We start from the raw sequence: 20608 nt of genomic DNA on the forward strand, positions 1-20608 counted from the left end.
AGCCCTTTTTGGGCTGACGACGAAACACCGGACATCGGTATCGACCAGTTGCTCCTTGCATCACGCCAGTGGTCGAGTAGGATTGAATCCTACCCACTCTCGGCGGACCTCTCGATGCGCTCAACCCAACAAATGAGCATTACCCTGCCTGTGGAAATGGCTGCCATGGTCAAGGCCAGGGTCGCTGCCGGCGAATACGCCAGCGAAAGTGAAGTCATACGCGATGGCCTACGGGTGTTGCTGGCCCGTGATCGCGCCATGGAGCAATGGCTGCACGACGAGGTGATCCCCTCCGCAGTCGCCCTTGAGACTAACCCCGCTCGGGCACTCACCACCGAACAGGTACGCGAACACATGATGGCCAAACGTAAGCGAAAAGGCATTTCCAGGCCGTGAGCTACGCGGTCATCTTTTCGCCCGAGGCCCTGGCACAGCTTGATGCACTTGAAGACTACATCAGCGAAAACGGTTCCCCTCACGTAGCGACGCGCTTTATCGACCACCTCATCGACTACTGCGAAAGCCTTTCCCTGTTCCCTCTACGCGGCACCTGTCGCGATGACCTGCTACCCGGGCTGCGCGTCACTCATTTTCGACACGCCACGGTCATCGCGTTCCGAGTTGACACCCACACCCAGACGGTGTCGATCCTGGGAGTGTTTCATGGCGGGCGTGATTACACGACACTGTTGCACGACGATGCGCGCTAGCTTCGCACTTGCATCCCCACAGCCGGACCAGAGTAATCAATGACGAAAACAACCAGAAAAATGCAAGGCTTTCGCATGCTGAGGCGAGCACTGTGGGGCGTCAGCCTGCTGTGCATCGCCTGCCTCGGCTTTTTCGCCTGGCAGAGCTTCTACCCGGTCAGCGCTGCCGCCGGCTGGAGTGTGCAGGTGGTGCATCGCGACGTACCCAAGGTCGCCTCGCTGATGCCGTTGCCGGATGGCTCATTGATGGTCAGCCAGGAACTCGATGACGCCAAAGGCAGCATCGTGCGCCTGCACCTCGACGGCACACGCGAAGTGGTGGTGGGCAACCTTTCCAAGCCCGATGGCATGTTCGCGACCCGGGGTGGTTGGGTATTCAGCCAGGAGTCCGGTGGAGCGCCCGTCAGCTTTCTCAAGGACGGCAAGGTCACTGAGCTGTTTCGCGGCGAAAACGTGCAGGGCCTGTGGGATGAAGGCGATGATCTGTACGCCATCGAAGACCGCCGGGATGAAGGCCGGATCCTGCGTTATCGCTGGAGTGACCAGTCCCTGAGCGTGCTGCGCGACCGCCTGGAGGAAGGCGAGTCCATCGTGCGCTGCACGGATGGCCGCATGCTCTACACCGAGAAGAAAAAAGGCGTGGTGCGCGAACTCACCGACGACGGTCACGATCCTGTGGTGCTGAGCGGGTTGAATCAGCCGACGTTTCTGATGTGCGATGAACGTGGCTTATGGGTCAACGAAGACGCCACACACCGCGCGCGCTTGCTGCTCATCGATAAACAGGGGCACCAACAGACGATTCTTTCGTTCCTCAAAGCGCCACAGTCGATTGTCCCCACGGGCCGGGGGAGCTACCTGTTGGCCGAAGGCGGCCGGGACCGAGTGCTGGAACTGCGTTCCTCGGAACAGCCCTGATGAATGTCGGCCTACCGCTGGTCTCCCGACGCGTTGACGAGTCGAAGCTTCGAGACTTTCATTAAAGTGACCGCATCCGGCAATTCGTCGGCGTGCAGCGGGATACAAGGGTTTCGAGGATACGAAGAATGAGCGAGAGACAAAACGGCACGGTGAAGTGGTTCAACGACGAGAAGGGCTACGGCTTCATCACACCGGAGAATGGGGCTGACCTGTTCGTCCATTTCAGGGCGATCGAAGGCAGTGGATTCAAGACATTGAAAGAAGGACAGAAGGTCACGTTTGAAGCGGTGCAGGGCCAAAAAGGCCAGCAGGCCGACAAGGTACAGGTGGTGACCTGAGGAGCGTGTCATCCACAGTGTAAAAGCCTGCCGAACATCCGGACCAGCAGGCTTTTACAAGTTCACGTACCGTCAAGTTGCGCCGAGCAGCCTTATTTGACCCACGCCTGCGGGTGGCTGAAAAACGCTTGGGCGTTGCTGTCCAGCGTTTCGAGGTGATAACCGCCCTCCTGTACGATCACACAGGGCAAGCCAAGCTCGCGGATCCGCTCACCCAGGCGGGCAAACCCTTCGCGCGTCACCGCTACCTTGCTTTGCGGATCCAGCTCGTAGATATCGAAACCCAAAGACAACACCAGCACCTGCGCCGAAAAATTCTTCACCGCCGCCAACGCGCGCTCCAGTTGTTCGAAGAACACTGCTTCGCTTGCACCGTGAGGCATCGGCAAGTTCAGGTTGAAGCCTTCACCGGCGGCGCTTCCCCGCTCATCGGCAAAGCCGGCAACGCCAGGGTAGAAGTTGGTGGGGTCGCCATGGATCGACACGTACAGCACATCGTCGCGCTCGTAGAAAATTTCCTGGATACCCTGGCCGTGATGCATATCGGTGTCGAGCACGGCCACCCGCTGGAAACCTTCGCGTAGAACCTGCGCCGCGACGGCGGCGTTGTTGATGTAGCAGAAACCACCTGCCGCATCGAAACGAGCGTGGTGACCCGGCGGGCGGCACAGGGCATAGGCAGCCGGTGCGCCATCGAGAATATCCCGGGCGGCGGCGACGGCACTCTGGGCCGACCAATAGGCAGAGCGCCAGGTCAGCTCGCCGACCGGACAACTGCCATCCGCCAGGTAACGCGCGGCTTGGGCGAGAATGCCGCGCAGCGCATTGGGCTCGCGCACGAAAATATTGGACATGACTTCATCGCCCCAGTCTTCGGGGATTTCCTTCCAGCGCGCGTGCGCTTCCTGGAGGAAGGTCAGATAGGCCGCACCGTGTACCGCCAACAGCGGGTCGAGGCCATGATCCAGCGGTTGAAGAATCTCGAACCCCAGGTTTTGCGCAGCCTGCAAGAGGTTACGGGCACGCTCGGGGACTTCCTGGGGCGTGCGCATCTGGCCACGGGAGTAATAGCTGCGCGGATGATGCAGCAGTTGTTCGGGGTGGAAAAACGTACGCATGACACTCTCCTTACTGAACCTGACCGGCGCGCTTCAATACCGCGTTGAGCAACACATCGGTGCCCTGACGTACGTCCTCGGGCAATACATCTTCGGCTTCGTTGTGACTCAAGCCGCCCACGCACGGAATGAAGACCATCGCGGTGGGGCAATAGCGGGCCAGGTGAATCGCATCGTGGCCGGCACCGCTGACGATGCGTTGCTGGCTGTAGCCCAGCGTATCCACCGCGTCCTGCACACAGGCAACGCATTCGGCGTCGAAGGGTGTAGCCGGGCTGATCCAGTGCGGGCTAACCGTCACGCTCAGGCCACGGTGTTCGGCGATAGCCTGCAACCGCTGGCGTACCTGTTGCTCCATGGCGTCGATCTCAGCGTCGCGATGGTGGCGCAGATCGATCGTGAAACTCAGCAATCCGGGAATGGTGTTGCGCGAGGATTTGGCGATGCTCAACTCGCCCACGGTGGTCAGGCCCTCCGGGGCAAAATCCGTCGCCAGCTGTTCCACCGCCTGGATCATCTGCGCGGCGCCGTACAAGGCATCCTTGCGCAGCGGCATCGGTGTGGTGCCAGCATGGGCCGCCATGCCATCGACCCGCACGTCGAGCCAGCGAATCGCCTGGCCACCGGTGACCACGCCGATGCTCTTGGCGTTGTCTTCCAGGATCGGACCCTGTTCGATATGGGCTTCGAAGTAAGCATCCACCGTACCACCCAATGGGCGTAAACCGTTGTAGCCCGTGGCCTGCAGCGCCTGGCCAACGCTGATGCCGTCGACGTCCGCTGTGGCCAGCGCCTTGTCCAGCGCCAGGGTACCGGTGAATACCGCCGAACCGAGCATGGCCGGAGTAAAACGAGCGCCTTCTTCGTTGGTCCAGACCGCGATTTCCAGCGGCTTTCGCGTGCGGATCCCGTGATCATTGAGGCTGCGGATCACTTCCAGACCAGCCAGCACACCGTAGACACCGTCGAAACGCCCGCCTTCGGGCTGAGTGTCGAGGTGGCTGCCCATCATCACAGGGGCTGCATCAGGCTCGGTGCCGGCCCGGCGGGCAAACAGGTTGCCGATGGCGTCCACGCTCAGGGTCAGCCCGGCGGCGTTACACCAGTGGCTGAACAGTTCGCGTCCGGCCTGGTCTTGCGCGCTCAACGCCAGGCGGCAACTGCCGCCGCGCGCTGTGGCACCGATCTCGGCCATGGCCATCAGGCTTGCCCACAGGCGCTCGCCATTGATCTTCAACATCACTCACTCTCCTTCAAACACTGTGGGCCATTTCGTGACGATGGGCAGTGGCGTGGCGGCGCGACAACGCCAGTACACACACCAGCGAGACCGTCGCGATCAAGCTGTAAAACACTGCCATTGGCCACCACTGGCCCTGATATTCATGGGCCAGCCAGGTGCCGATCAACGGCGTCAGACCCCCGGCCAGCGCACCGCACACCTGATAGGCCAGGGAGATCGCGGTGTAACGCACGCGGGTTTCAAACAGCCCGCTGACAAAGCCCGCGATCACTGCGTAAAACGACGCCATGCACACCACCGCCAAGGCGATGCCGAGGATGATCAAGGGCGCCTGGCCGCTGCTGACCAGCACGAACATCGGATAAGGCGAGGCCATGGCCAGCAGCGTCATCGCGCACAGAAAGCGTGTGGCGCCGACCTTCTCCGCCACCCACGCCGCCAGGGGCTGGACGCAGAACTGGATAATGGCCACGAAGAACAGACACTCCAGAATCAGCGAACGCGGCAGGCCCAGTTGCTGGGTGCTGTAGGCAATCATGAAGGTGTTGGTGAAATACACACCGGCGATGCCCAGGGTGTTGGCGCCGATGCACAGCAACAGTGGACGCCAGGCGCTGCGCAGCACCTCGATCACCGGGGCCTGGTCCTGCTTGATCGCACGGGCTTTTTCCGCCAAGGCCTGGTCTTCGAGGAACTCCGGCGATTCATTCACGCCCAGGCGAATCGCCAGGCCGACGATCAACAACAACGCGCTGGCAAGAAACGGCACGCGCCAGCCCCACGACAGCAAGTCGTCTTCGGGCAAACGGGTTACCGCGCTGAACGCCAGCAGCGACAGGATCAAACCCGCCGGGCTGCCCAACTGGGCGAATGAGGCAAAGAAGTTGCGGCGCCCCTTCGGCGCATGCTCACCGGCCATCAACACCGCCCCACCCCACTCTCCGCCGACCGCGATGCCTTGCACCACGCGCAGCAAGATCAACAGCACCGGCGCGGCCATGCCGATTTGCGCATAGGTCGGCAACAGGCCGATGCACACCGTGACCACTCCCATCATGACCAGGGTGATTACCAGGGACTTCTTGCGACCAATACGGTCGCCGATATGCCCGAACACAATGCCGCCCAACGGCCGAGCGAAGAACCCTACGGCAAAGGTGCCGAAGGCAGCCATGGTGCTGAACAGTTTGTCTTCGGACGGGAAAAACAGTTGGCCGAACACCAGCGCGGCGGCGGTGGCGTAGATGTAAAAGTCGTACCACTCGATCATGGTGCCGATAAAGGCGGCGGCCGCAGCACGGCGTGGCTGGGGCGAAGCGGAAGGCTTCATGGGACGGGCTCCTTTGGTTATTTTTCTGGCAGGAGAAAGGTCAAACGCATGCGCTCTGGTGGCGCTTGTCAGGGGTGATTTATCGGCCCGGGGCTATGATTAGTCAATTTTCTATTTATTATTCAAATTATAAATCATGCTTATTATTGGGTTATCCATGGCTGAACCCCGCCGCGACATTCACCCCCTGCTCAACGATCGCCTGGATTGGAACCTGCTGCGCACCTTCCGTGTGATCGGCCAGGAACTGAGCATCAGCCGCACCGCCGCGCGCCTGCACCTGACCCAGCCCGCCATCAGCCAAGCGCTCAAGCGCCTGGAAGAACAGCTCGACTGCCAACTGATCGCCCGCCGTGGCCCACGCTTTGTACTCACTGAAGCCGGCGAGCAGATCTTTGCCATCGCCGGCGAGATGTACGGCCAGGTCTCCCAAATGAGCAACGCCTTGCAGAAACCCGGTGACGAAGTGATCGGCAAGGTGCGTTTGTTGATGATCAGCCGGATCAACTCGGACATCTTCGATGAATGCCTGGCGAACTTTCACCGTGAACATCCGCGCGTCGACCTGGAAGTCGAGGTGATGCGCAGCTCGGACATCGTCGCCGCGCTCCTGGAAAAAACCGCCACCCTGGGTCTGAGCCTCAATCGCAGGGCTCAGCCACGCCTGGAACAGCACCTGTTCCTGCGCCAGCGCTACGCATTTTTCTGCGGGCGGCACCACCCGCTGTTTGGCCGCAGCGGCCTGGCCGAGGGGGATTTGCAGTCAGAGAACTTCGTGAGTTTCACCAGCGACCAGATCGGCGGGATGCTCTCGCCGCTGACGATCTTCCGGGATCAACAAGGGTTCAGCGGACGGATCGTCGCGTCATCCTCCAGCCTGGAAGAGGTCCGGCGCCTGGTGATTGCCGGGTTTGGCCTCGGCTGCCTGCCCATTCATGTGGTGGCCGAGGATGTGAAAAACGGCCTGCTCTGGCGCTTGCCGCCGGATGAAGGGATAGCGGACGTGGATATCCACCTGCTGTGGAACCGGGAACAAAAGATGAGTCGGGCGGAGACGGTGTTCATCGAAAGTATTTTGCCGCGGCTGAAGTGATTGGCAGCCGCTCCGGCAACCTGCGCAAGCGTTTATCGGACCTCAGGCATCGACCATCAGGCTGGCGAGCCCACGGTTCAACGTCACCTCGCTTGTGACCAGATCGAGCTTTTGGGGCTGGGTGACAATCTTCCAGCCGCCGTTTCTGTAATAAAGAAAATTAAACCCGTTAGGCGCAGGCAAGGTTCCGGTGTTCCTGCCGTAATCTTCAAACACAACCATTGATTGAATCGGCTGCCCCTGATTACTGATGTGCTGGTTGACCGCCGCCTGGGTGGGATGTTGATTGTGGTAAACCCGGATCCTGGAGTTGTCCCCTGGGGTTGGCGTCACCACCAGCGCGCAGCCATTCATGGCGGCGGTGAACATGAAAGGGTATTCGGGGTTGTATTTCGGCAGATCGACGAATCCGGGCATGCCCATGCCCTGGATGAAAGGACACCAGTAAGCACCGATGCCTACGTCAGCGTGACTGACATTGCCCACCGGCGTTAACACCACCTGCTTCGCTTCATTGCCTCCAACGAAGTCAAAAGTGCCCATTTTCATCATGTTCAGCACAGTGGTTCTCTGACCCGACAGCGCATCCTTCTGGAAGAAAGAGACACTGTTGATGGCGGTGTCCCTGATGTAGACCAAGGGGTTGGCCCTGAAGGCTGCGTTATGATTATTCATGGTGTGCACCTCGTGGTTCAGATGATAGGAGTGAGGATCGCGCGCTACACCCCTTCCTGAAAAACACCCCGGTGAATCGATTTATTCCCGTCCTGGGCACACCTTCTGCACGACTCGGCACCGCTTCAGAGCGGCTGCACCAGAGCATCGCATCGATTGCACTGATGATTACTATCGAAACGGTCACCTGCATTTTTTCAAAAATGGATTCCTATAATCGCCTCCTGATTTCCTCTCCATCGCTTTTCAAGCGACATTCACCTTGGAACCCAACACCATGCCAAGTGCCAGCCAGGCCCCTCGTGGCCGTCCCGAACATAATCAACAGAGTGTCAAACAGCAGTGGCTGGCGATTCTCTCGGTCGCCGTGGGGGCCTTCGCCCTGGTGACCAGCGAGTTTCTGCCGGTGGGCGTGCTCAACGACGTTGCCAGCGACCTCAACATCAGTGCCGGTCATGCCGGCCTGATGGTGACCCTGCCGGGCATCATGGCCGCGCTCGCTGCGCCGTTTCTTTCGGTGGTCATTGGCGCCATGGACCGTCGCTACCTGCTGATCGGCCTGACGCTGATCATGATCATCGCCAACACCGTGGTGGCCTTTGCCAGCGACTTCAGCCTGCTGTTGTTCGGTCGCGTGCTGCTGGGCATCAGCATCGGCGGTTTCTGGGCGACGGCAATCGCCCTGAGTGGTCGCCTGGCGCCCAGGGGCGTGGACGTGGCCAAGGCCACCTCGATCATCATGATGGGGGTGACTCTCGCGACCGTGCTGGGCGTGCCGGTGGGCACCTGGCTCAGCGGCCTGATGGGCTGGCGCATGACCTTCCTGGTCACTGCATTGGTGGGCGTGCCGGTACTGCTGGCACAGGTGTTCCTGCTACCGCGACTCGACCCGGAAAAGGCGATCCTGATCAGTGACCTGCCGGCCTTGTTCATCAACCCACGCGCCCGGGTGGGGTTGATCGCCGTATTGATGATCGGCCTGGCGCACTTCGCCGCGTACACCTATGTGGCGCCGTTCTTCAAATACAGCTCCGGCTTCGACGGCCCGACCATTGGTTCGCTGTTGCTGCTGTTTGGCGTAGCCGGGGTGTTCGGCAACATCTTTGCCGGTTTCGCCGCCAACCGCAGCGTGCGCCACACCCTGTTGCTGGTGGCCCTGATGATCGGCACCGGCACCGCGCTGTTCCCCTACTTCGCCACCGGCATGACCGGCGCAGCGATGCTGATCGGACTGTGGGGCTTCGCCTTCGGAGCCTTCCCGGCCTGCGCCAGCATCTGGATGTTTGTCGTGGCACCCAAGGATGTCGAACGCGGCATGCCGCTGTTCGTCGCCCTGTTCCAGGTGATCATCGCACTGGGTTCGTTCTTCGGCGGCCGCATCGTCGACCAACTGGGCAGCTCGGTACTGTTGAGCCTGGCCACCGCGCTGGTGGGCTGTGGGTTTGTGACGGTGCTGGTGCTGGGGCGCAATGTGAGTAACAGCCTGGCGGCTCAGCCGGCCTGAGTGAACTGCAATGACTAGAAAGCCTGCTGAGCGTCGAGCTCGGCAGGCTTTTTCAGTTTATGGCCATCAGTCGCCTGGAGTGTCTACGGCGGCGCCGGCTGGCTCGCATCCTTGGTAAGGATAAAGGCGCTGAATGCCAGAAAATCATCCAAGTGCTGAGTGATGATTGCCACCGTGATCGGCAATTGGAGGGTTTGATACTCGTGCACCGCAATATTGCGAAAGCCAACCATGTTCTTCAGGCTGGTCAGCAGGCTCGAACTGACCCACCCGCTTCGGGACAGTAATTCGAACACGTCCCGCGCACTCTGGGGAACGCCCAACCGCTCACGACGGATCAGATGCTGCCCCATATCCAAGGCTGCTTCGCACGCACGTTGAATATTCAAAATCGCCGCATCCTGACGGGTGAAGTCAGTCGCAAAGCTGGCCGGGTCCTTTTCATACTCCTCGCGGGCACGAGCGACACAACGCTCGATGCTCGAGGCTTTGTTGATGAGCACATCATCGACCATGCACTTTCCCTTCCTTTTGAATATCGGCCAACAGCCCTGCCCTTGCGGTGTCCAGAGCAGTTTTTTCACTGAGGATGTAGCTCTCGAAGATACCTGCCTCGCTATCCTTCTTCCAAAGCTGACGCCCGGTTGTGATGACCTGATATTGCATGACCGTGGAGGCTGCCCGCAGGTCCAGCAAATCGACAGGCACTTTCACAATGTCAGCGAGCTCCCCAGCTACCTGCCACAACAACAGCGGGTCTAAAGGGCCAGCTGACAGTACGGCCAGGTCGAGGTCGCTGTCAGCATGCGCGTCCCCCGTCGCCTGGCTGCCAAAGACATAGACAGCCATAAGATCAGGAAGCCCCACCAATAAATGCGCCAGCACCGGTTCAACGTTCATTCTGCGATTCACCTGTCATCTGATGAATGACCGTAGCAGAATTCATTCTGAAATTTCTGCCCCAAACAAAAAACCCCCAACAACAATTAAGTTATCGGGGGTTTTTCATTTTCAATAATGGCGGAGAGATAGGGATTCGAACCCTAGGTACCCGCGAAGGTACAACGGATTTCGAATCCGTCCCATTCGGCCACTCTGGCATCTCTCCAACGGCGCGCATCATAACAGCGTGACTCAGGAAAGCAAAGCGCCGAAGCGATTTTTTTCCGTGCTATCAGATGCTTGCGTCGATTAAAGCGGTACGCCCAGACGGTTGGCGACTTCTTCGTAGGCTTCGATGACGTCACCGAGGCCCTGGCGGAAGCGGTCCTTGTCCATCTTCTTCTTGGTGTCCTTGTCCCACAGACGGCAGCCGTCCGGGCTGAATTCGTCGCCCAGGACGATGGAGCCGTCGTGGAACACGCCGAATTCAAGCTTGAAGTCCACCAGCAACAGGCCGGCGTCGTCGAACAGCTTGCTCAGCACGTCGTTGACCTTGAGGGACAACTCCTTCATGCGCGCCAGTTGCTCAGCGGTGCCCCAGCCGAACGCCACAACGTGGGATTCGTTGATGAACGGATCGCCCTTGGCGTCGTCCTTCAGGAACAGTTCGAAGGTATAAGGGTTGAGCTTGAGCCCCTCTTCCACGCCAAGACGCTTGACCAGGCTGCCCGCGGCGTAGTTACGCACGACGCATTCCACCGGGATCATGTCCAGTTTCTTGACCAGGCACTCGTTGTCGCCCAGCAGCTTGTCGAATTGGGTCGGGATACCGGCCGCTTCGAGTTTCTGCATGATGAAGGCGTTGAACTTGTTGTTCACCATGCCCTTGCGATCGAGCTGTTCGATGCGCTTGCCGTCGAACGCCGAGGTGTCGTTGCGAAACAGCAGGATCAGGCGGTTGGCGTCGTCGGTCTTGTACACCGACTTGGCTTTACCGCGGTAGAGTTCTTCACGTTTTTCCATGATGGGCTCCGCTTGCTAAAGGGTGGGCTAGGCGATGTGTCGCCAGTCGAGCCCTGAATCTTGATCGGCCAGTTGCAGCCAGTCCGGGTCGCACCCGAGGGTGTCGACAAAACATTGCCGGGCCAGCTGCGGCAGGTTGTTCTTGCTGCTCAGATGGGCCAGGACCAGGTGTTGCAGGTCTTGCCAGCCCAACTCATACACCAGGTACGCCGCCTGGTGGTTGTTCAAATGTCCCAGGTCGCCACCCACCCGCTGCTTGAGAAAGTACGGGTAATGACCACGCGCCAATAAATCCCGGCAGTGGTTGGACTCGATCATCAGGGCATCGAGATCCCGGTAACCGTCCAGCACCCTGGAGCAGTAGGAGCCCAGGTCGGTGAGAACGCCAAAACGCCGCTCTCCGTCACTGAACACATACTGAGTCGGTTCCTGGGCGTCGTGCGCCACCGCAATCACGTCAATGCTCAACGCGCCGATCCGTAACGTCTCGCCACCGGCCAGGAAACCTGCGGGCTCCAGAGGTTGGCGCATCCCGCGCAAAGTACCGCGGCTCAAGTACACCGGCACATTGTAGCGTCGAGACAGCAAACCCACGCCATGCACATGATCGGCATGTTCGTGGGTCACCAGAATCGCGCTCAACTGCGCGGGATGAACGCCAAGGCGCAACAGGCGCCGCTCGGTTTCTTTCAGCGAGAAACCACAATCCACCAGCACGAGCGTATCGTCGTGGGCGACCAGCGTGCCGTTCCCTTGACTACCGCTGCCGAGAACGGCAAAACGCATCGGATCAGCCCAGATTGTCCTGAATCACGCCCAACACTTTGCGCGCGGTTTCAGCCGGCGCAACGGTATTGATGTTCTTCTCGACGGTGACTTGCACGTTGTCGCCAACTTTGCTCAGACGTACCTGATAACGCTCGGCACGGGTCTCGATCTCTTCCTTGGTCGGCTGGCTGCCGAACAATTTGCCGAAGAAACCAGGCTCGTCGTCCTTGCGCTCGGCCTTTTCAGCCACGTTGATGTAGTAGAGACCCAGGCTGCGGTTGATGTCTTCGACGCGCCATGGCCCCTGTTCCAATGCGCGACCGACACTGGCCCAGGCACGGTCCAGATCTTCGCCCAGGTTCAGCACCACGTTGCCGCTGCCGTCCTCGGTGAGGCTGACACGGCTCGGCGTATCGTAATCACGTGCAGCGAGCAGGGAAACCGAACCGCCCTTCTCGGAGATACGGCTCATGCTGGCCAGCATCTCGTCAACCAGTGCCGAATCGACTCCGGTATTGACCGAGCGGTTGGTGAAGTCGACGTTGGCGGTGCTGCCGGCTGGACGCTCGGCGCTGACCACGTAGACCTCACTGGTGTTGCGCTGCACACCCGGCTCGATACGCACGCGCACGCGGGCTTCGCTGTCGGCGGCTACACCGCCGGCCTGCAGGCGCTTGGCCATGGTGGCGGACAGTTCACTGCTGTGCTGCCAGGCGGTGGTGAATTCACCGGTCTGCGGGCGCTGCTCATCAAGACGGAAACCGTTGTCCTGGAAGAATTGCACCGCCACTGGCCAGACTTCGGCAGGTGGGCGCTGAGCCACGATCCAGCGGGAGTCGCCACTCTTCTGCAGGCTGTAATCGCTGGCATCCGCCACGGCCGAGATCGGCTGTGGACGTGGCACCACGTACTCACCCTTGGTGGTGTCGTCAGCCACGTTGCGCGGAATCGGCAGCAACGGGTCAAGGCGCTTGGCGACATTGACGTTCGGCGGCAGTTGCATCGGTTTGGTTGCTTGTGCTTCCAGGTAATCGCTGCCGCGGTCACGGAAGTAACCTTCCGGGCCCCAGATCCAACCGCAGCCACTGGTGCTGGAGATAATCAAGGCAAGTGCGGACAGTCCGGCCAATCGCTTCATGCGTAGTGCTTCCTCAATTAAACCAGGACGCCGGACTGGCGCAGGGCCTGTCGCAGCGGTTCGTGACAGGTTTCGCTCAGACGGGTGAGCGGCAGACGGATACCGTCCGGCATCAGGCCCATCTCGAACAGCGCCCATTTCACGGGAATAGGGTTGGATTCGATAAACAGTGTCTTGTTGAGCGGCATCAGCTTCTCGTGGATCGCGCGGGCGGTGGCGGCATCACCGGCGATGGCGGCGGCGCACATTTCGCTCATGGCACGCGGCGCCACGTTGGCGGTCACGGAGATGTTGCCCTTGCCACCCAGCAGGATCAACTCGACGGCAGTGGCGTCGTCACCGGAGTACACCAGGAAGTCGCTGCTCACGCCGGCCAGGATGTCCTTGGCGCGCTGCAGGTCGCCGGTGGCTTCCTTGATGCCGATGATGTTCGGCACGGTGGACAGGCGGATCACGGTCGCGGCCTGCATGTCGCATGCGGTACGGCCTGGAACGTTATAGAGGATCTGCGGGATGTCGACGGCTTCGGCAATGGCACGGAAGTGCTGGTACAAACCTTCCTGGGTCGGCTTGTTGTAGTACGGGGTCACCAGCAGACAGGCGTCTGCACCGGCCTTTTTGGCGTTGCTGGTCAGCTCGATGGCTTCGCGTGTCGAGTTGGCGCCGGTACCGGCGATCACGGCAATGCGGCCCGCAACACGCTTGACCACGAATTCGATGACCTGAATGTGCTCATCCACATCAAGGGTGGCCGACTCACCGGTGGTGCCGACCGCCACGATGGCGTTGGTGCCTTCTTGCAGGTGGAAGTCCACCAGTTTGCCAAGGCTGTCCCAGTCGAGATGACCTTGTGCATCCATGGGTGTGACCAGTGCCACCATACTGCCCGCAATCATGCAACCGCTCCTGCCGGAAAAAGAGAGCCGTAATGGTACTGGCGCCAAGATGCTTGTACAAGCGAAGTACCGCGTGAGGATGCGTTCTGGATCAACTAAACGACGGGCAATGCCATCATTGGGCCAAAGCGCGGCTTGACGCGGTGTTGCCTCCAACCGCCCACGCAATGAAAACGCCACCTCCTAGCCCTTGGCGACGGTTTTCGCTACCCTTCACCCTTTGATCGATACGGCCCACACAGTATCGACCGCTCATCGCTTTAGGAAGGCTGCATGTCCACCCCCACAGTTCGCGAACAATTCCTTGTTATCAGTGCCCTCGGCGCCAACCCCATGGAGCTGACCAACGTCCTGTGCCGCGCCAGCCATGAGAACCGCTGCGCCGTGGTGACTTCCCGCCTCACCCGCCATGGCGAGTGCAGCGCGCTGGTCCTGCAGATTTCCGGCACCTGGGATGCCCTGGCACGTCTGGAAACCGGCCTGCCGGGTCTGGCCAAAAAGCACGCTTTCACCGTCAACGTGGTGCGCAGTGCCGCTCTGGAGAATCGCCCCCAGGCCCTGCCTTACGTGGCGTATGTCAGTTCGGCTTACCGCTCGGACATCGTCAACGAACTGTGCCAGTTCTTCATTGACCACAATGTAGAGCTGGAAAACCTGACCTGCGATACCTATCAGGCGCCACAAACCGGCGGCACCATGCTCAACGCCACGTTCACCGTGACCTTGCCGGCCGGCGTGCAGATCAGTTGGCTGCGCGACCAGTTCCTGGACTTCGCCGATGCGCTGAACCTCGATGCGCTGATCGAACCGTGGCGCCCACAGAACCCAATGTAAGGAAGCCCTCATGGCGGTTGTGATCGACCAATCCGTAGCAGATTTCGAAGCCCAGGCCACCAGCGGCCAGACCTTCAGCCTTGCCGCGCTGAAGGGTAAACAGGTGGTGATCTACTTCTATCCGAAGGACAGCACACCGGGCTGCACCACTGAAGGCCAGGGGTTTCGTGACCAGTACAGTGCATTCAAGGCGGCCAACACCGAAGTGTTCGGCGTATCGCGCGACAGCGTGAAGTCCCACGAAAACTTCAAGGGCAAGCAGGCGTTTCCCTTCGAGCTGATCAGCGACAAGGACGAAGCTGTTTGCCAGTTGTTTGATGTGATCAAGCTGAAAAAGCTCTACGGCAAGGAATACCTGGGCGTGGACCGCAGCACGTTCCTGATCGATCGGAACGGCGTGCTGCGCCAGGAGTGGCGCGGCGTGAAAGTGCCGGGCCACGTGGATGCGGTTTTGGCAGCGGCGCAGGCATTGAACAAGGCCTGATATCAAGGTTTGTATTGACAGGCTTTTGTAGTGAGCGGGCTTGTCCCGCTCACCACACATATCGTGCAGCTACAACAGAGGGGCGACGACTGGCTCCTGCCGTGGCCAGGCATCCAGCACCGCCTTGAACAGCGTCGCCAAGGGAATCGCGAAGAACACACCCCAGAACCCCCACAACCCACCAAATAACAGTACCGCGCAGATGATCGCCACCGGGTGCAGGTTGACGGCTTCCGAGAACAGCAAAGGCACCAGCACGTTGCCATCAAGCGTCTGGATAATGCCGTAGACCGCCATCAGGTAAATGAACTGATCGCTCCAGCCCCACTGGAACAAGGCAATCAACATCACGGGCACGGTCACCACCACCGCGCCGACGTAGGGCACCACTACCGACACCCCCACCAGCAGGGCCAGCAACGCGGCATAGTTGAGCCCAAGCGCGACGAAGCCAATGTAGGTCACACCACCACAGATGAAGATTTCGATGACCTTGCCGCGGATGTAATTGGCGATCTGCCGATTCATCTCCTCCGCCACCCAGGTGATCAGCGCACGCTCACGCGGCAGGTACCCCCGCACCCAGCGACCGATCATCGCGCGATCCTTGAGGAAGAAAAACACCAGGATCGGCACCAGCACCAGGTAGATCATGATGTTGACCAACAGTGGCAGGCTGGACAGGGAGAGGGTCAATGCCCATTGCCCGAATTTTCCGATCTCGCCGCGCGCCACTTCAATGGCCTGCAGCACCTGCTCATCCGACACCAGGTGCGGATAGCGCTCCGGCAACAGCAGCAACAGGGATTGCCACTTGGCAAGCATGCCCGGCAATTCGTTGAACAGGGTAATCAACTGGTGCCACAACAACGGCAGCACCACCACGATGAACACCACCAACAAGCCCATGAACAAGGCGAACACCAGCCCCACGGCCGCCCCGCCCGGCAAGCGAAGGCGTTCCAGGGTGGTGACCAGGCCTTGCATCAGGTAGGCCAGCACCATGCCCGCCAGCACCGGCGCGAGCATGCCCCCCAGGGTGAGCACGGCGGTAAAGGCCAGAAACAACAGGACCGCCAGCACCACGGCTTCCTCATCGGAGAAGTAGCGCTGAATCCAGTCTCGTAACACTTTGAACATCAATCAACCTCGGGTGGTAGGGGCGAACGGTTCAGGCTTTGCGCAACCAGTATCGGTACACACCGGCAGCGTCTTCTTCATGCAAGAGAGTGTGGCCGGCCAGCTTGGCGAAGGTACGGAAATCACGCTGGGAACCCGCGTCGGTGGCGATCACCTTGAGGACTGCGCCGCTGGCCAAGCGATTGAGTTCCAGTTTGGCCTTGAGCAAAGGCAAGGGACAATTGAGGCCGCTGGCATCGAGCTCGGCATCAAAGGCTACAGCGTCGGTCATGGTTTACTCCGGGCACGCGGGTGGGGGGCATAGAATATCTGGTCCGAAGCTCAGTGTCCGGCTACAGTAACCTCTTTGTCGAAAGGCTTTGTGCATGACTTTTTTGCGCCCCACCCTGCTGACGCTGGCTTGCCTGCTGGCCTCTCCAGGCTTCGCTGACGACCTGCCGTCACTTGGCGACGCCAGTTCTGCCATTGTCTCGCCACAACAGGAATTCCAGCTGGGCCGGGCGTGGCTGGCCTATCTGCGCGGCCAGGTCTCGCAACTCAACGACCCGCAGCTCAAGGACTATGTCGAAACCAGCGTATACAAGCTGGTTGAGACCAGCCAGGTCAATGACCGGCGCCTGGAGTTCATCCTGATCAACAGCCCACAGTTGAACGCCTTCGCCGCTCCTGGCGGCATTGTCGGCGTCAACGGCGGTTTGTTCCTCAATGCCCAGACCGAAGGCGAGTACGCCTCGGTACTTGCTCACGAACTGGCGCATTTATCCCAGCGTCACTTCGCTCGGGGCGTGGAAGCGCAATCACGCATGCAGATCCCGATGATGGCGGCGCTGCTCGGTGGCATTATCGCCGCAGCCGCCGGCGCCGGCGATGCAGGCATTGCTGCGATTGCCGGCTCCCAGGCTGCGGCGATCCAGGAACAGCGCCGGTTTTCTCGCCAGAACGAACAGGAAGCCGACCGCATCGGTATCCTCAATCTGGAAAAAGCCGGGTACGACCCCCGCTCCATGCCGACCATGTTCGAACGCTTGATGCGCCAATACCGTTTCGACGCCAAGCCGCCTGAGTTCCTGTTGACGCACCCGGTGACCGAGTCACGGATCGCCGACACCCGTAACCGTGCCGAACAGGCCAAGCTTGGCGGTAAGGAAGACAGCCTGCGCTATCAGTTGATTCGTGCACGGGTGCAACTCCAATACGAAGACACACCGGGCCTGGCCGCCAAGCGTTTCCAGGCACAGCTGGATGAAAATCCAAAAAACGACGTGGCGCGCTATGGCTTGGCCATCGCTCAGATCAAGGGCAGCCAATTCAAGGAGGCTCGGGAAAACCTGGCACCGTTACTGGCCAAGTCGCCCAACGACATTACCTACAACCTGGCGCAGATCCAGCTGGACATGGACAACAGCCGCTTGCCCGATGCCCAGCAACGCACGGACCGCATGTTGACCCAGTACCCCGGCAACTATCCGCTGAACCAGGTGAGGGTCGACCTGTTGCTGAAACAGAACCGGACGGCCGATGCGGAAAAAGCACTGGATGGGTTGCTGAAGTCCCGCCCGGACGATCCGGATGTGTGGTATCAGGTTGCCGAAACCCGTGGTTTGTCGGGCAACATCATTGGCTTGCACCAGGCCCGGGCCGAGTACTTTGCATTGGTCGGCGATTTTCAGCAGGCTATCCAGCAACTGGATTTTGCCAAGCGTCGCGCCGGCAGCAACTTCCCCCTGTCTTCACGCATCGACGCGCGACAGCGTGAGTTGATCGAACAGGAGCGGCTGGTGAAAGGGATGATGAGCTAAAACAGGCACCCACAAAAAAGCCCCGCCTTCGTTTAACGAAAGCGGGGCTTTTTATTGCTCTGGCGGGTTACTCGGCCAGTTTGAAAGTGATGAAGCTGGCACGCCCTTCACGCAGAACCCGCATCGACACGGTACGGTTCTTCGGCAGCGCCTTGGCGATATCGGTAAATTCCTTGGTGGAGTTGATCGCCTGGTTGTTCAGGTGGGTAATCACGTCGCCTGGCTGCAAGCCGATCAGCGCAGCAGGACCATCCTGAACTTCCTTGATCACGACACCGCTCTTGAGGTCGAAGGTTTTCTTCTGCTCATCGGTCAGTTCCGCAACCGCAATGCCGAGACGGTTGCTGCTGCGCTCGGCGCCCGGTTTGGTATTACCCAAAGCATCCAGCGTTGCGCCTTCTTCCGGGATCGCACCGACCGTCAACTCAACAGTCTGACGCTTGCCTTCACGAATGACTTCCAGCTTGGCCTTGCTGCCCGCCTTCAGCGCACCGACCAAATGTGGCAGGTCGGCTGACATGATGATCGGCTGACCGTTCATGCTCAGAATCACGTCACCCACCTGCAGGCCACCCTTGGCAGCCGGGCCATCGTCCTGGATCTGTGCAACCAGCGCACCCGCCGGCTTGTCGAGACCGAAAGACTCAGCCAGATCTTTGTTCACTTCCTGAATCACCACCCCCAGCCAGCCACGGCTGACTTTGCCGCCGTTTTTCAGCTGATTGGAAACATCCATGGCCACATCGATCGGGATGGCGAAGGACACGCCCATGAATCCACCGGAGCGGGTGTAGATCTGCGAGTTGATCCCCACCACTTCACCGGCCAGGTTGAACAGCGGACCACCGGAGTTACCCGGGTTGATCGGTACGTCGGTCTGGATGAACGGCACGTAGTTTTCGTTGGGCAGGCTGCGACCGATGGCACTCACAATGCCTTGGGTCACCGTATGGTCAAAGCCAAACGGAGAACCGATCGCCACGACCCACTGGCCGGCCTTCAGGTCCTGGGATTTACCCAGCTTCAATACCGGTAAGTCCTTGCCGTCGATCTTGAGCAAAGCCACATCCGAACGCGGGTCGGTGCCCACCAACTTGGCCTTCAGTTCGCTGCGATCAGCCAGACGCACGAGGATTTCGTCAGCGTCAGCGATCACGTGATTGTTGGTCAGGATGTAGCCGTCCGACGAAATGATGAAACCCGAACCCAGGGATTGGGCCTCGCGCTTGCCACCGCCGCTACGGGGAGCACGCTGCTGCGGCATGCCACGCTCGAAGAATTCGCGCAGCATCGGCGGCAGACCTTCCAGGTCGGGCATCTGCTGGTTGGAGACTTTGCGATCCGGCAGTTTCTGTGTGGTGCTGATGTTCACCACGGCAGGCGAAGCCTGCTCCACCAACTGGGTGAAGTCAGGTAGTTCGGCCGCTTGCGCAGGCAGGGCCTGCCCCAGCACCAATACCGTGGCGACGATGGATAAATAGGACTTCAAGCGTGGTATCGACATACAGCTCCCGTTACGACGAGCAGGGTTGAGCGACAGGGTTCAAGAAACGCCGAAAACTTCGACCGACATCTTTGTTCCGCGAACAAAACAAGGCCAGAACCGACAAGTCCTGACCTATAAAAAACATAAGGATTTTTTGCAAGTGAAAATACTGATCCAGACATTTCATGTTCTCGCTAGCCGACCAGGCATCGGCTTACATTGAAAGGTCAGGATGAACATAGGATTAACGACTCACGGCTTGGCGGCTGGCTTTTTTTCACCACGCACCGACAGGGCGATACGCTCAGCGGTACCCAAGGGAATCTCACCCACGACCGTCACCATCATTTCACCGTCCACCGTGTTGAGACGGCGGGATACGGCAACCGTTGGGCCCAATTGGGTGCGGGTTTCGGTTACGTTTGCGTCGCTGACAGGCTCTAGGAACACCGAAAAACGCGCCAGTCCATCACTGTACATCAGGCTGTCGACAGTGGCCTTGGTCTGGACATCTTTGCGCGCATTGCTGCTGGTGAGCTGAAAGCCAGGCGGCAGCCATTCAAGGTGCCAGGCCTCAGTGGTATCGACTTCCGGAGCCTTGCTGTTGGCCACTGCAATGGGTGTGCATTCATTGGTGGGTTGCAGATCGCGGTCACCGGGTATCACTGAAGTGTTCAGACGAGTGAACTGAAAGCGCTCCAGTAACTGACCTTGATCGTTCAGTAACAGAGACTTGAGGGGCAGCGCCGTCTCGCGGTCCAGATGCAACTCAAACCCATAGCGGAAGGCGTCACGCGGCGTAATCGATACGATCACAGCCTCACGACCGGCCACGCGGGATTTGCCGATAACGGCAAACTCATACCATTGAGAGAGTTTTTGGGGATCGAGGGCGCGCGAAGGGGCTTCGCGTGAATTACCCAAGCCTGCGACAAGCGCGCCACTGACGCACTGAGTCCGACCGTCTACCCGTACTACTTCCTGGGCAGAACCATCGAGTTGCAGGAGACGCTCACGAACCTGACCATTCTCGACACGGTGCCAGATGTCATGGGTAGAAAAACTACCGTTACGCTCGTAGACGAACGTCCCTTCGAAGCTTTGCTGCTGCTCTGCACGCCCAAGTCGAGTGAGCCAATCCTGAGCGTCATCGGCGTGGGCGGGGAGCGCTAACCAACCACTGAGCAAAACCGTAAGGAGCGATATGGCGCGCATAGGGCTCCTTG

General features: G+C 59.7%; 23 protein-coding genes and 1 tRNA gene. 9 read left to right on the forward strand and 15 right to left on the reverse strand.

Annotation, left to right across the window (positions count from 1 at the left end; all coding sequences use genetic code 11):
* Positions 1-114 precede the first annotated feature (114 nt).
* The 4 genes from ACW9IB_RS10730 to ACW9IB_RS10745 all read left to right on the forward strand — a co-directional run bounded on the left by ACW9IB_RS10730 (position 115) and on the right by ACW9IB_RS10745 (position 1969).
* Entirely contained in the window at positions 115-396 is a 282-nt protein-coding gene (locus ACW9IB_RS10730) for a ribbon-helix-helix domain-containing protein (RefSeq protein WP_457413569.1), read from the forward strand.
* The gene (locus ACW9IB_RS10735; RefSeq protein ID WP_457413570.1) at positions 393-710 is read left to right on the forward strand and encodes a type II toxin-antitoxin system RelE/ParE family toxin; all 318 of its coding nucleotides are present in this window, start codon (positions 393-395) and stop codon (positions 708-710) included. The genes ACW9IB_RS10730 and ACW9IB_RS10735 overlap by 4 nt, the downstream gene beginning before the upstream one ends.
* Positions 711-785: 75 nt before the next feature.
* Positions 786-1628, forward strand: coding sequence for a hypothetical protein (locus tag ACW9IB_RS10740; protein ID WP_457413572.1), 843 nt, complete (start codon positions 786-788; stop codon positions 1626-1628).
* A gap of 128 nt (positions 1629-1756) precedes the next feature.
* The gene (locus ACW9IB_RS10745) at positions 1757-1969 is read left to right on the forward strand and encodes a cold-shock protein (protein ID WP_457413573.1); all 213 of its coding nucleotides are present in this window, start codon (positions 1757-1759) and stop codon (positions 1967-1969) included.
* A 92-nt stretch (positions 1970-2061) separates the two neighbouring features.
* On the opposite strand, the gene ACW9IB_RS10750 is transcribed toward ACW9IB_RS10745, so the two are convergent.
* The 3 genes from ACW9IB_RS10750 to ACW9IB_RS10760 are packed head-to-tail and all read right to left on the reverse strand — an operon-like array spanning position 2062 to position 5660.
* Positions 2062-3087, reverse strand: a complete 1026-nt coding sequence (locus ACW9IB_RS10750; protein WP_457413574.1) for a histone deacetylase family protein — start codon at positions 3085-3087, stop codon at positions 2062-2064.
* A gap of 10 nt (positions 3088-3097) precedes the next feature.
* Positions 3098-4327, reverse strand: a complete 1230-nt coding sequence (locus ACW9IB_RS10755; protein WP_457413576.1) for a Zn-dependent hydrolase — start codon at positions 4325-4327, stop codon at positions 3098-3100.
* A gap of 13 nt (positions 4328-4340) precedes the next feature.
* The gene (locus ACW9IB_RS10760) at positions 4341-5660 is read right to left on the reverse strand and encodes an MFS transporter (RefSeq protein WP_457413578.1); all 1320 of its coding nucleotides are present in this window, start codon (positions 5658-5660) and stop codon (positions 4341-4343) included.
* Between the two features lie 157 nt (positions 5661-5817).
* Here ACW9IB_RS10760 and ACW9IB_RS10765 point away from each other — a divergent pair, with 157 nt between their 5' ends.
* On the forward strand, positions 5818-6753 hold the full coding sequence (locus ACW9IB_RS10765; RefSeq protein ID WP_457413579.1) for a LysR family transcriptional regulator: 936 nt from the start codon (positions 5818-5820) through the stop codon (positions 6751-6753).
* 42 nt (positions 6754-6795) lie between these two features.
* Here ACW9IB_RS10765 and ACW9IB_RS10770 read toward each other — a convergent pair whose 3' ends face one another.
* Complete coding sequence (locus tag ACW9IB_RS10770) at positions 6796-7428, reverse strand: hypothetical protein (RefSeq protein ID WP_457413581.1); 633 nt, start codon at positions 7426-7428, stop codon at positions 6796-6798.
* Positions 7429-7705: 277 nt separating this feature from the next.
* Here ACW9IB_RS10770 and ACW9IB_RS10775 point away from each other — a divergent pair, with 277 nt between their 5' ends.
* Positions 7706-8932 (forward strand): MFS transporter, encoded by a 1227-nt coding sequence (locus ACW9IB_RS10775; protein WP_457413582.1) that lies wholly within the window; start codon positions 7706-7708, stop codon positions 8930-8932.
* An 83-nt stretch (positions 8933-9015) separates the two neighbouring features.
* On the opposite strand, the gene hepT is transcribed toward ACW9IB_RS10775, so the two are convergent.
* The 7 genes from hepT to dapA form a co-directional block, all read right to left on the reverse strand.
* Positions 9016-9447, reverse strand: coding sequence for a type VII toxin-antitoxin system HepT family RNase toxin (gene hepT / locus ACW9IB_RS10780; protein ID WP_457413584.1), 432 nt, complete (start codon positions 9445-9447; stop codon positions 9016-9018).
* The gene (gene mntA / locus ACW9IB_RS10785; protein WP_457413585.1) at positions 9437-9832 is read right to left on the reverse strand and encodes a type VII toxin-antitoxin system MntA family adenylyltransferase antitoxin; all 396 of its coding nucleotides are present in this window, start codon (positions 9830-9832) and stop codon (positions 9437-9439) included. The genes hepT and mntA overlap by 11 nt, the downstream gene beginning before the upstream one ends.
* Before the next feature lie 118 nt (positions 9833-9950).
* Positions 9951-10040: transfer RNA gene (locus ACW9IB_RS10790), tRNA-Ser, on the reverse strand.
* Between the two features lie 83 nt (positions 10041-10123).
* Positions 10124-10837 carry a phosphoribosylaminoimidazolesuccinocarboxamide synthase gene (purC, locus tag ACW9IB_RS10795; RefSeq protein ID WP_010212191.1) on the reverse strand — a complete coding sequence of 238 codons (714 nt, stop codon included), beginning with the start codon at positions 10835-10837 and terminating at the stop codon, positions 10124-10126.
* 27 nt (positions 10838-10864) lie between these two features.
* Complete coding sequence (locus ACW9IB_RS10800; protein WP_457413587.1) at positions 10865-11623, reverse strand: MBL fold metallo-hydrolase; 759 nt, start codon at positions 11621-11623, stop codon at positions 10865-10867.
* Positions 11624-11627: 4 nt separating this feature from the next.
* The gene (bamC, locus tag ACW9IB_RS10805; protein ID WP_457364676.1) at positions 11628-12743 is read right to left on the reverse strand and encodes an outer membrane protein assembly factor BamC; all 1116 of its coding nucleotides are present in this window, start codon (positions 12741-12743) and stop codon (positions 11628-11630) included.
* 17 nt (positions 12744-12760) lie between these two features.
* On the reverse strand, positions 12761-13639 hold the full coding sequence (dapA, locus tag ACW9IB_RS10810) for a 4-hydroxy-tetrahydrodipicolinate synthase (protein ID WP_457364677.1): 879 nt from the start codon (positions 13637-13639) through the stop codon (positions 12761-12763).
* A gap of 273 nt (positions 13640-13912) precedes the next feature.
* Here dapA and ACW9IB_RS10815 point away from each other — a divergent pair, with 273 nt between their 5' ends.
* The gene (locus tag ACW9IB_RS10815) at positions 13913-14473 is read left to right on the forward strand and encodes a glycine cleavage system protein R (protein ID WP_457364678.1); all 561 of its coding nucleotides are present in this window, start codon (positions 13913-13915) and stop codon (positions 14471-14473) included.
* Positions 14474-14483: 10 nt separating this feature from the next.
* Positions 14484-14957, forward strand: a complete 474-nt coding sequence (locus ACW9IB_RS10820; RefSeq protein ID WP_457413589.1) for a peroxiredoxin — start codon at positions 14484-14486, stop codon at positions 14955-14957.
* 69 nt (positions 14958-15026) lie between these two features.
* Here the strand turns inward: ACW9IB_RS10820 and ACW9IB_RS10825 are convergent, their stop codons facing one another.
* Together ACW9IB_RS10825 and ACW9IB_RS10830 are read right to left on the reverse strand one after the other, a co-directional pair.
* The gene (locus ACW9IB_RS10825; protein ID WP_457413590.1) at positions 15027-16097 is read right to left on the reverse strand and encodes an AI-2E family transporter; all 1071 of its coding nucleotides are present in this window, start codon (positions 16095-16097) and stop codon (positions 15027-15029) included.
* A 31-nt stretch (positions 16098-16128) separates the two neighbouring features.
* A complete protein-coding gene (locus tag ACW9IB_RS10830; RefSeq protein WP_010212198.1) occupies positions 16129-16368 on the reverse strand; it encodes a sulfurtransferase TusA family protein in 240 nt (79 codons plus the stop codon).
* Between the two features lie 94 nt (positions 16369-16462).
* Here ACW9IB_RS10830 and ACW9IB_RS10835 point away from each other — a divergent pair, with 94 nt between their 5' ends.
* Entirely contained in the window at positions 16463-17896 is a 1434-nt protein-coding gene (locus ACW9IB_RS10835; RefSeq protein ID WP_457364682.1) for a M48 family metalloprotease, read from the forward strand.
* A 67-nt stretch (positions 17897-17963) separates the two neighbouring features.
* On the opposite strand, the gene ACW9IB_RS10840 is transcribed toward ACW9IB_RS10835, so the two are convergent.
* Together ACW9IB_RS10840 and ACW9IB_RS10845 are read right to left on the reverse strand one after the other, a co-directional pair.
* Positions 17964-19400 (reverse strand): DegQ family serine endoprotease, encoded by a 1437-nt coding sequence (locus ACW9IB_RS10840; protein WP_457413591.1) that lies wholly within the window; start codon positions 19398-19400, stop codon positions 17964-17966.
* 234 nt (positions 19401-19634) lie between these two features.
* Entirely contained in the window at positions 19635-20597 is a 963-nt protein-coding gene (locus tag ACW9IB_RS10845) for a MucB/RseB C-terminal domain-containing protein (protein ID WP_457413593.1), read from the reverse strand.
* Positions 20598-20608 lie beyond the last annotated feature (11 nt).

Source organism: Pseudomonas sp. SDO524_S393 (genome assembly GCF_054071875.1).

What these genes read in the sequence shown, in the direction of transcription:
- ACW9IB_RS10830 (WP_010212198.1), bottom strand. Translation starts at nt 16,368, where the DNA reads ATGACCGACGCTGTAGCCTTTGATGCCGAGCTCGATGCCAGCGGCCTC.
- ACW9IB_RS10740 (WP_457413572.1), top strand. Translation starts at nt 786, where the DNA reads ATGCTGAGGCGAGCACTGTGGGGCGTCAGCCTGCTGTGCATCGCCTGC.
- ACW9IB_RS10770 (WP_457413581.1), bottom strand. Translation starts at nt 7,428, where the DNA reads ATGAATAATCATAACGCAGCCTTCAGGGCCAACCCCTTGGTCTACATC.
- ACW9IB_RS10820 (WP_457413589.1), top strand. Translation starts at nt 14,484, where the DNA reads ATGGCGGTTGTGATCGACCAATCCGTAGCAGATTTCGAAGCCCAGGCC.
- ACW9IB_RS10760 (WP_457413578.1), bottom strand. Translation starts at nt 5,660, where the DNA reads ATGAAGCCTTCCGCTTCGCCCCAGCCACGCCGTGCTGCGGCCGCCGCC.
- ACW9IB_RS10775 (WP_457413582.1), top strand. Translation starts at nt 7,706, where the DNA reads ATGCCAAGTGCCAGCCAGGCCCCTCGTGGCCGTCCCGAACATAATCAA.
- ACW9IB_RS10840 (WP_457413591.1), bottom strand. Translation starts at nt 19,400, where the DNA reads ATGTCGATACCACGCTTGAAGTCCTATTTATCCATCGTCGCCACGGTA.
- ACW9IB_RS10825 (WP_457413590.1), bottom strand. Translation starts at nt 16,097, where the DNA reads ATGTTCAAAGTGTTACGAGACTGGATTCAGCGCTACTTCTCCGATGAG.
- dapA (WP_457364677.1), bottom strand. Translation starts at nt 13,639, where the DNA reads ATGATTGCGGGCAGTATGGTGGCACTGGTCACACCCATGGATGCACAA.
- ACW9IB_RS10745 (WP_457413573.1), top strand. Translation starts at nt 1,757, where the DNA reads ATGAGCGAGAGACAAAACGGCACGGTGAAGTGGTTCAACGACGAGAAG.
- ACW9IB_RS10755 (WP_457413576.1), bottom strand. Translation starts at nt 4,327, where the DNA reads ATGTTGAAGATCAATGGCGAGCGCCTGTGGGCAAGCCTGATGGCCATG.
- ACW9IB_RS10750 (WP_457413574.1), bottom strand. Translation starts at nt 3,087, where the DNA reads ATGCGTACGTTTTTCCACCCCGAACAACTGCTGCATCATCCGCGCAGC.
- mntA (WP_457413585.1), bottom strand. Translation starts at nt 9,832, where the DNA reads ATGAACGTTGAACCGGTGCTGGCGCATTTATTGGTGGGGCTTCCTGAT.
- ACW9IB_RS10815 (WP_457364678.1), top strand. Translation starts at nt 13,913, where the DNA reads ATGTCCACCCCCACAGTTCGCGAACAATTCCTTGTTATCAGTGCCCTC.
- ACW9IB_RS10800 (WP_457413587.1), bottom strand. Translation starts at nt 11,623, where the DNA reads ATGCGTTTTGCCGTTCTCGGCAGCGGTAGTCAAGGGAACGGCACGCTG.
- ACW9IB_RS10835 (WP_457364682.1), top strand. Translation starts at nt 16,463, where the DNA reads ATGACTTTTTTGCGCCCCACCCTGCTGACGCTGGCTTGCCTGCTGGCC.
- hepT (WP_457413584.1), bottom strand. Translation starts at nt 9,447, where the DNA reads ATGGTCGATGATGTGCTCATCAACAAAGCCTCGAGCATCGAGCGTTGT.
- ACW9IB_RS10845 (WP_457413593.1), bottom strand. Translation starts at nt 20,597, where the DNA reads ATGCGCGCCATATCGCTCCTTACGGTTTTGCTCAGTGGTTGGTTAGCG.
- ACW9IB_RS10765 (WP_457413579.1), top strand. Translation starts at nt 5,818, where the DNA reads ATGGCTGAACCCCGCCGCGACATTCACCCCCTGCTCAACGATCGCCTG.
- purC (WP_010212191.1), bottom strand. Translation starts at nt 10,837, where the DNA reads ATGGAAAAACGTGAAGAACTCTACCGCGGTAAAGCCAAGTCGGTGTAC.
- ACW9IB_RS10730 (WP_457413569.1), top strand. Translation starts at nt 115, where the DNA reads ATGCGCTCAACCCAACAAATGAGCATTACCCTGCCTGTGGAAATGGCT.
- bamC (WP_457364676.1), bottom strand. Translation starts at nt 12,743, where the DNA reads ATGAAGCGATTGGCCGGACTGTCCGCACTTGCCTTGATTATCTCCAGC.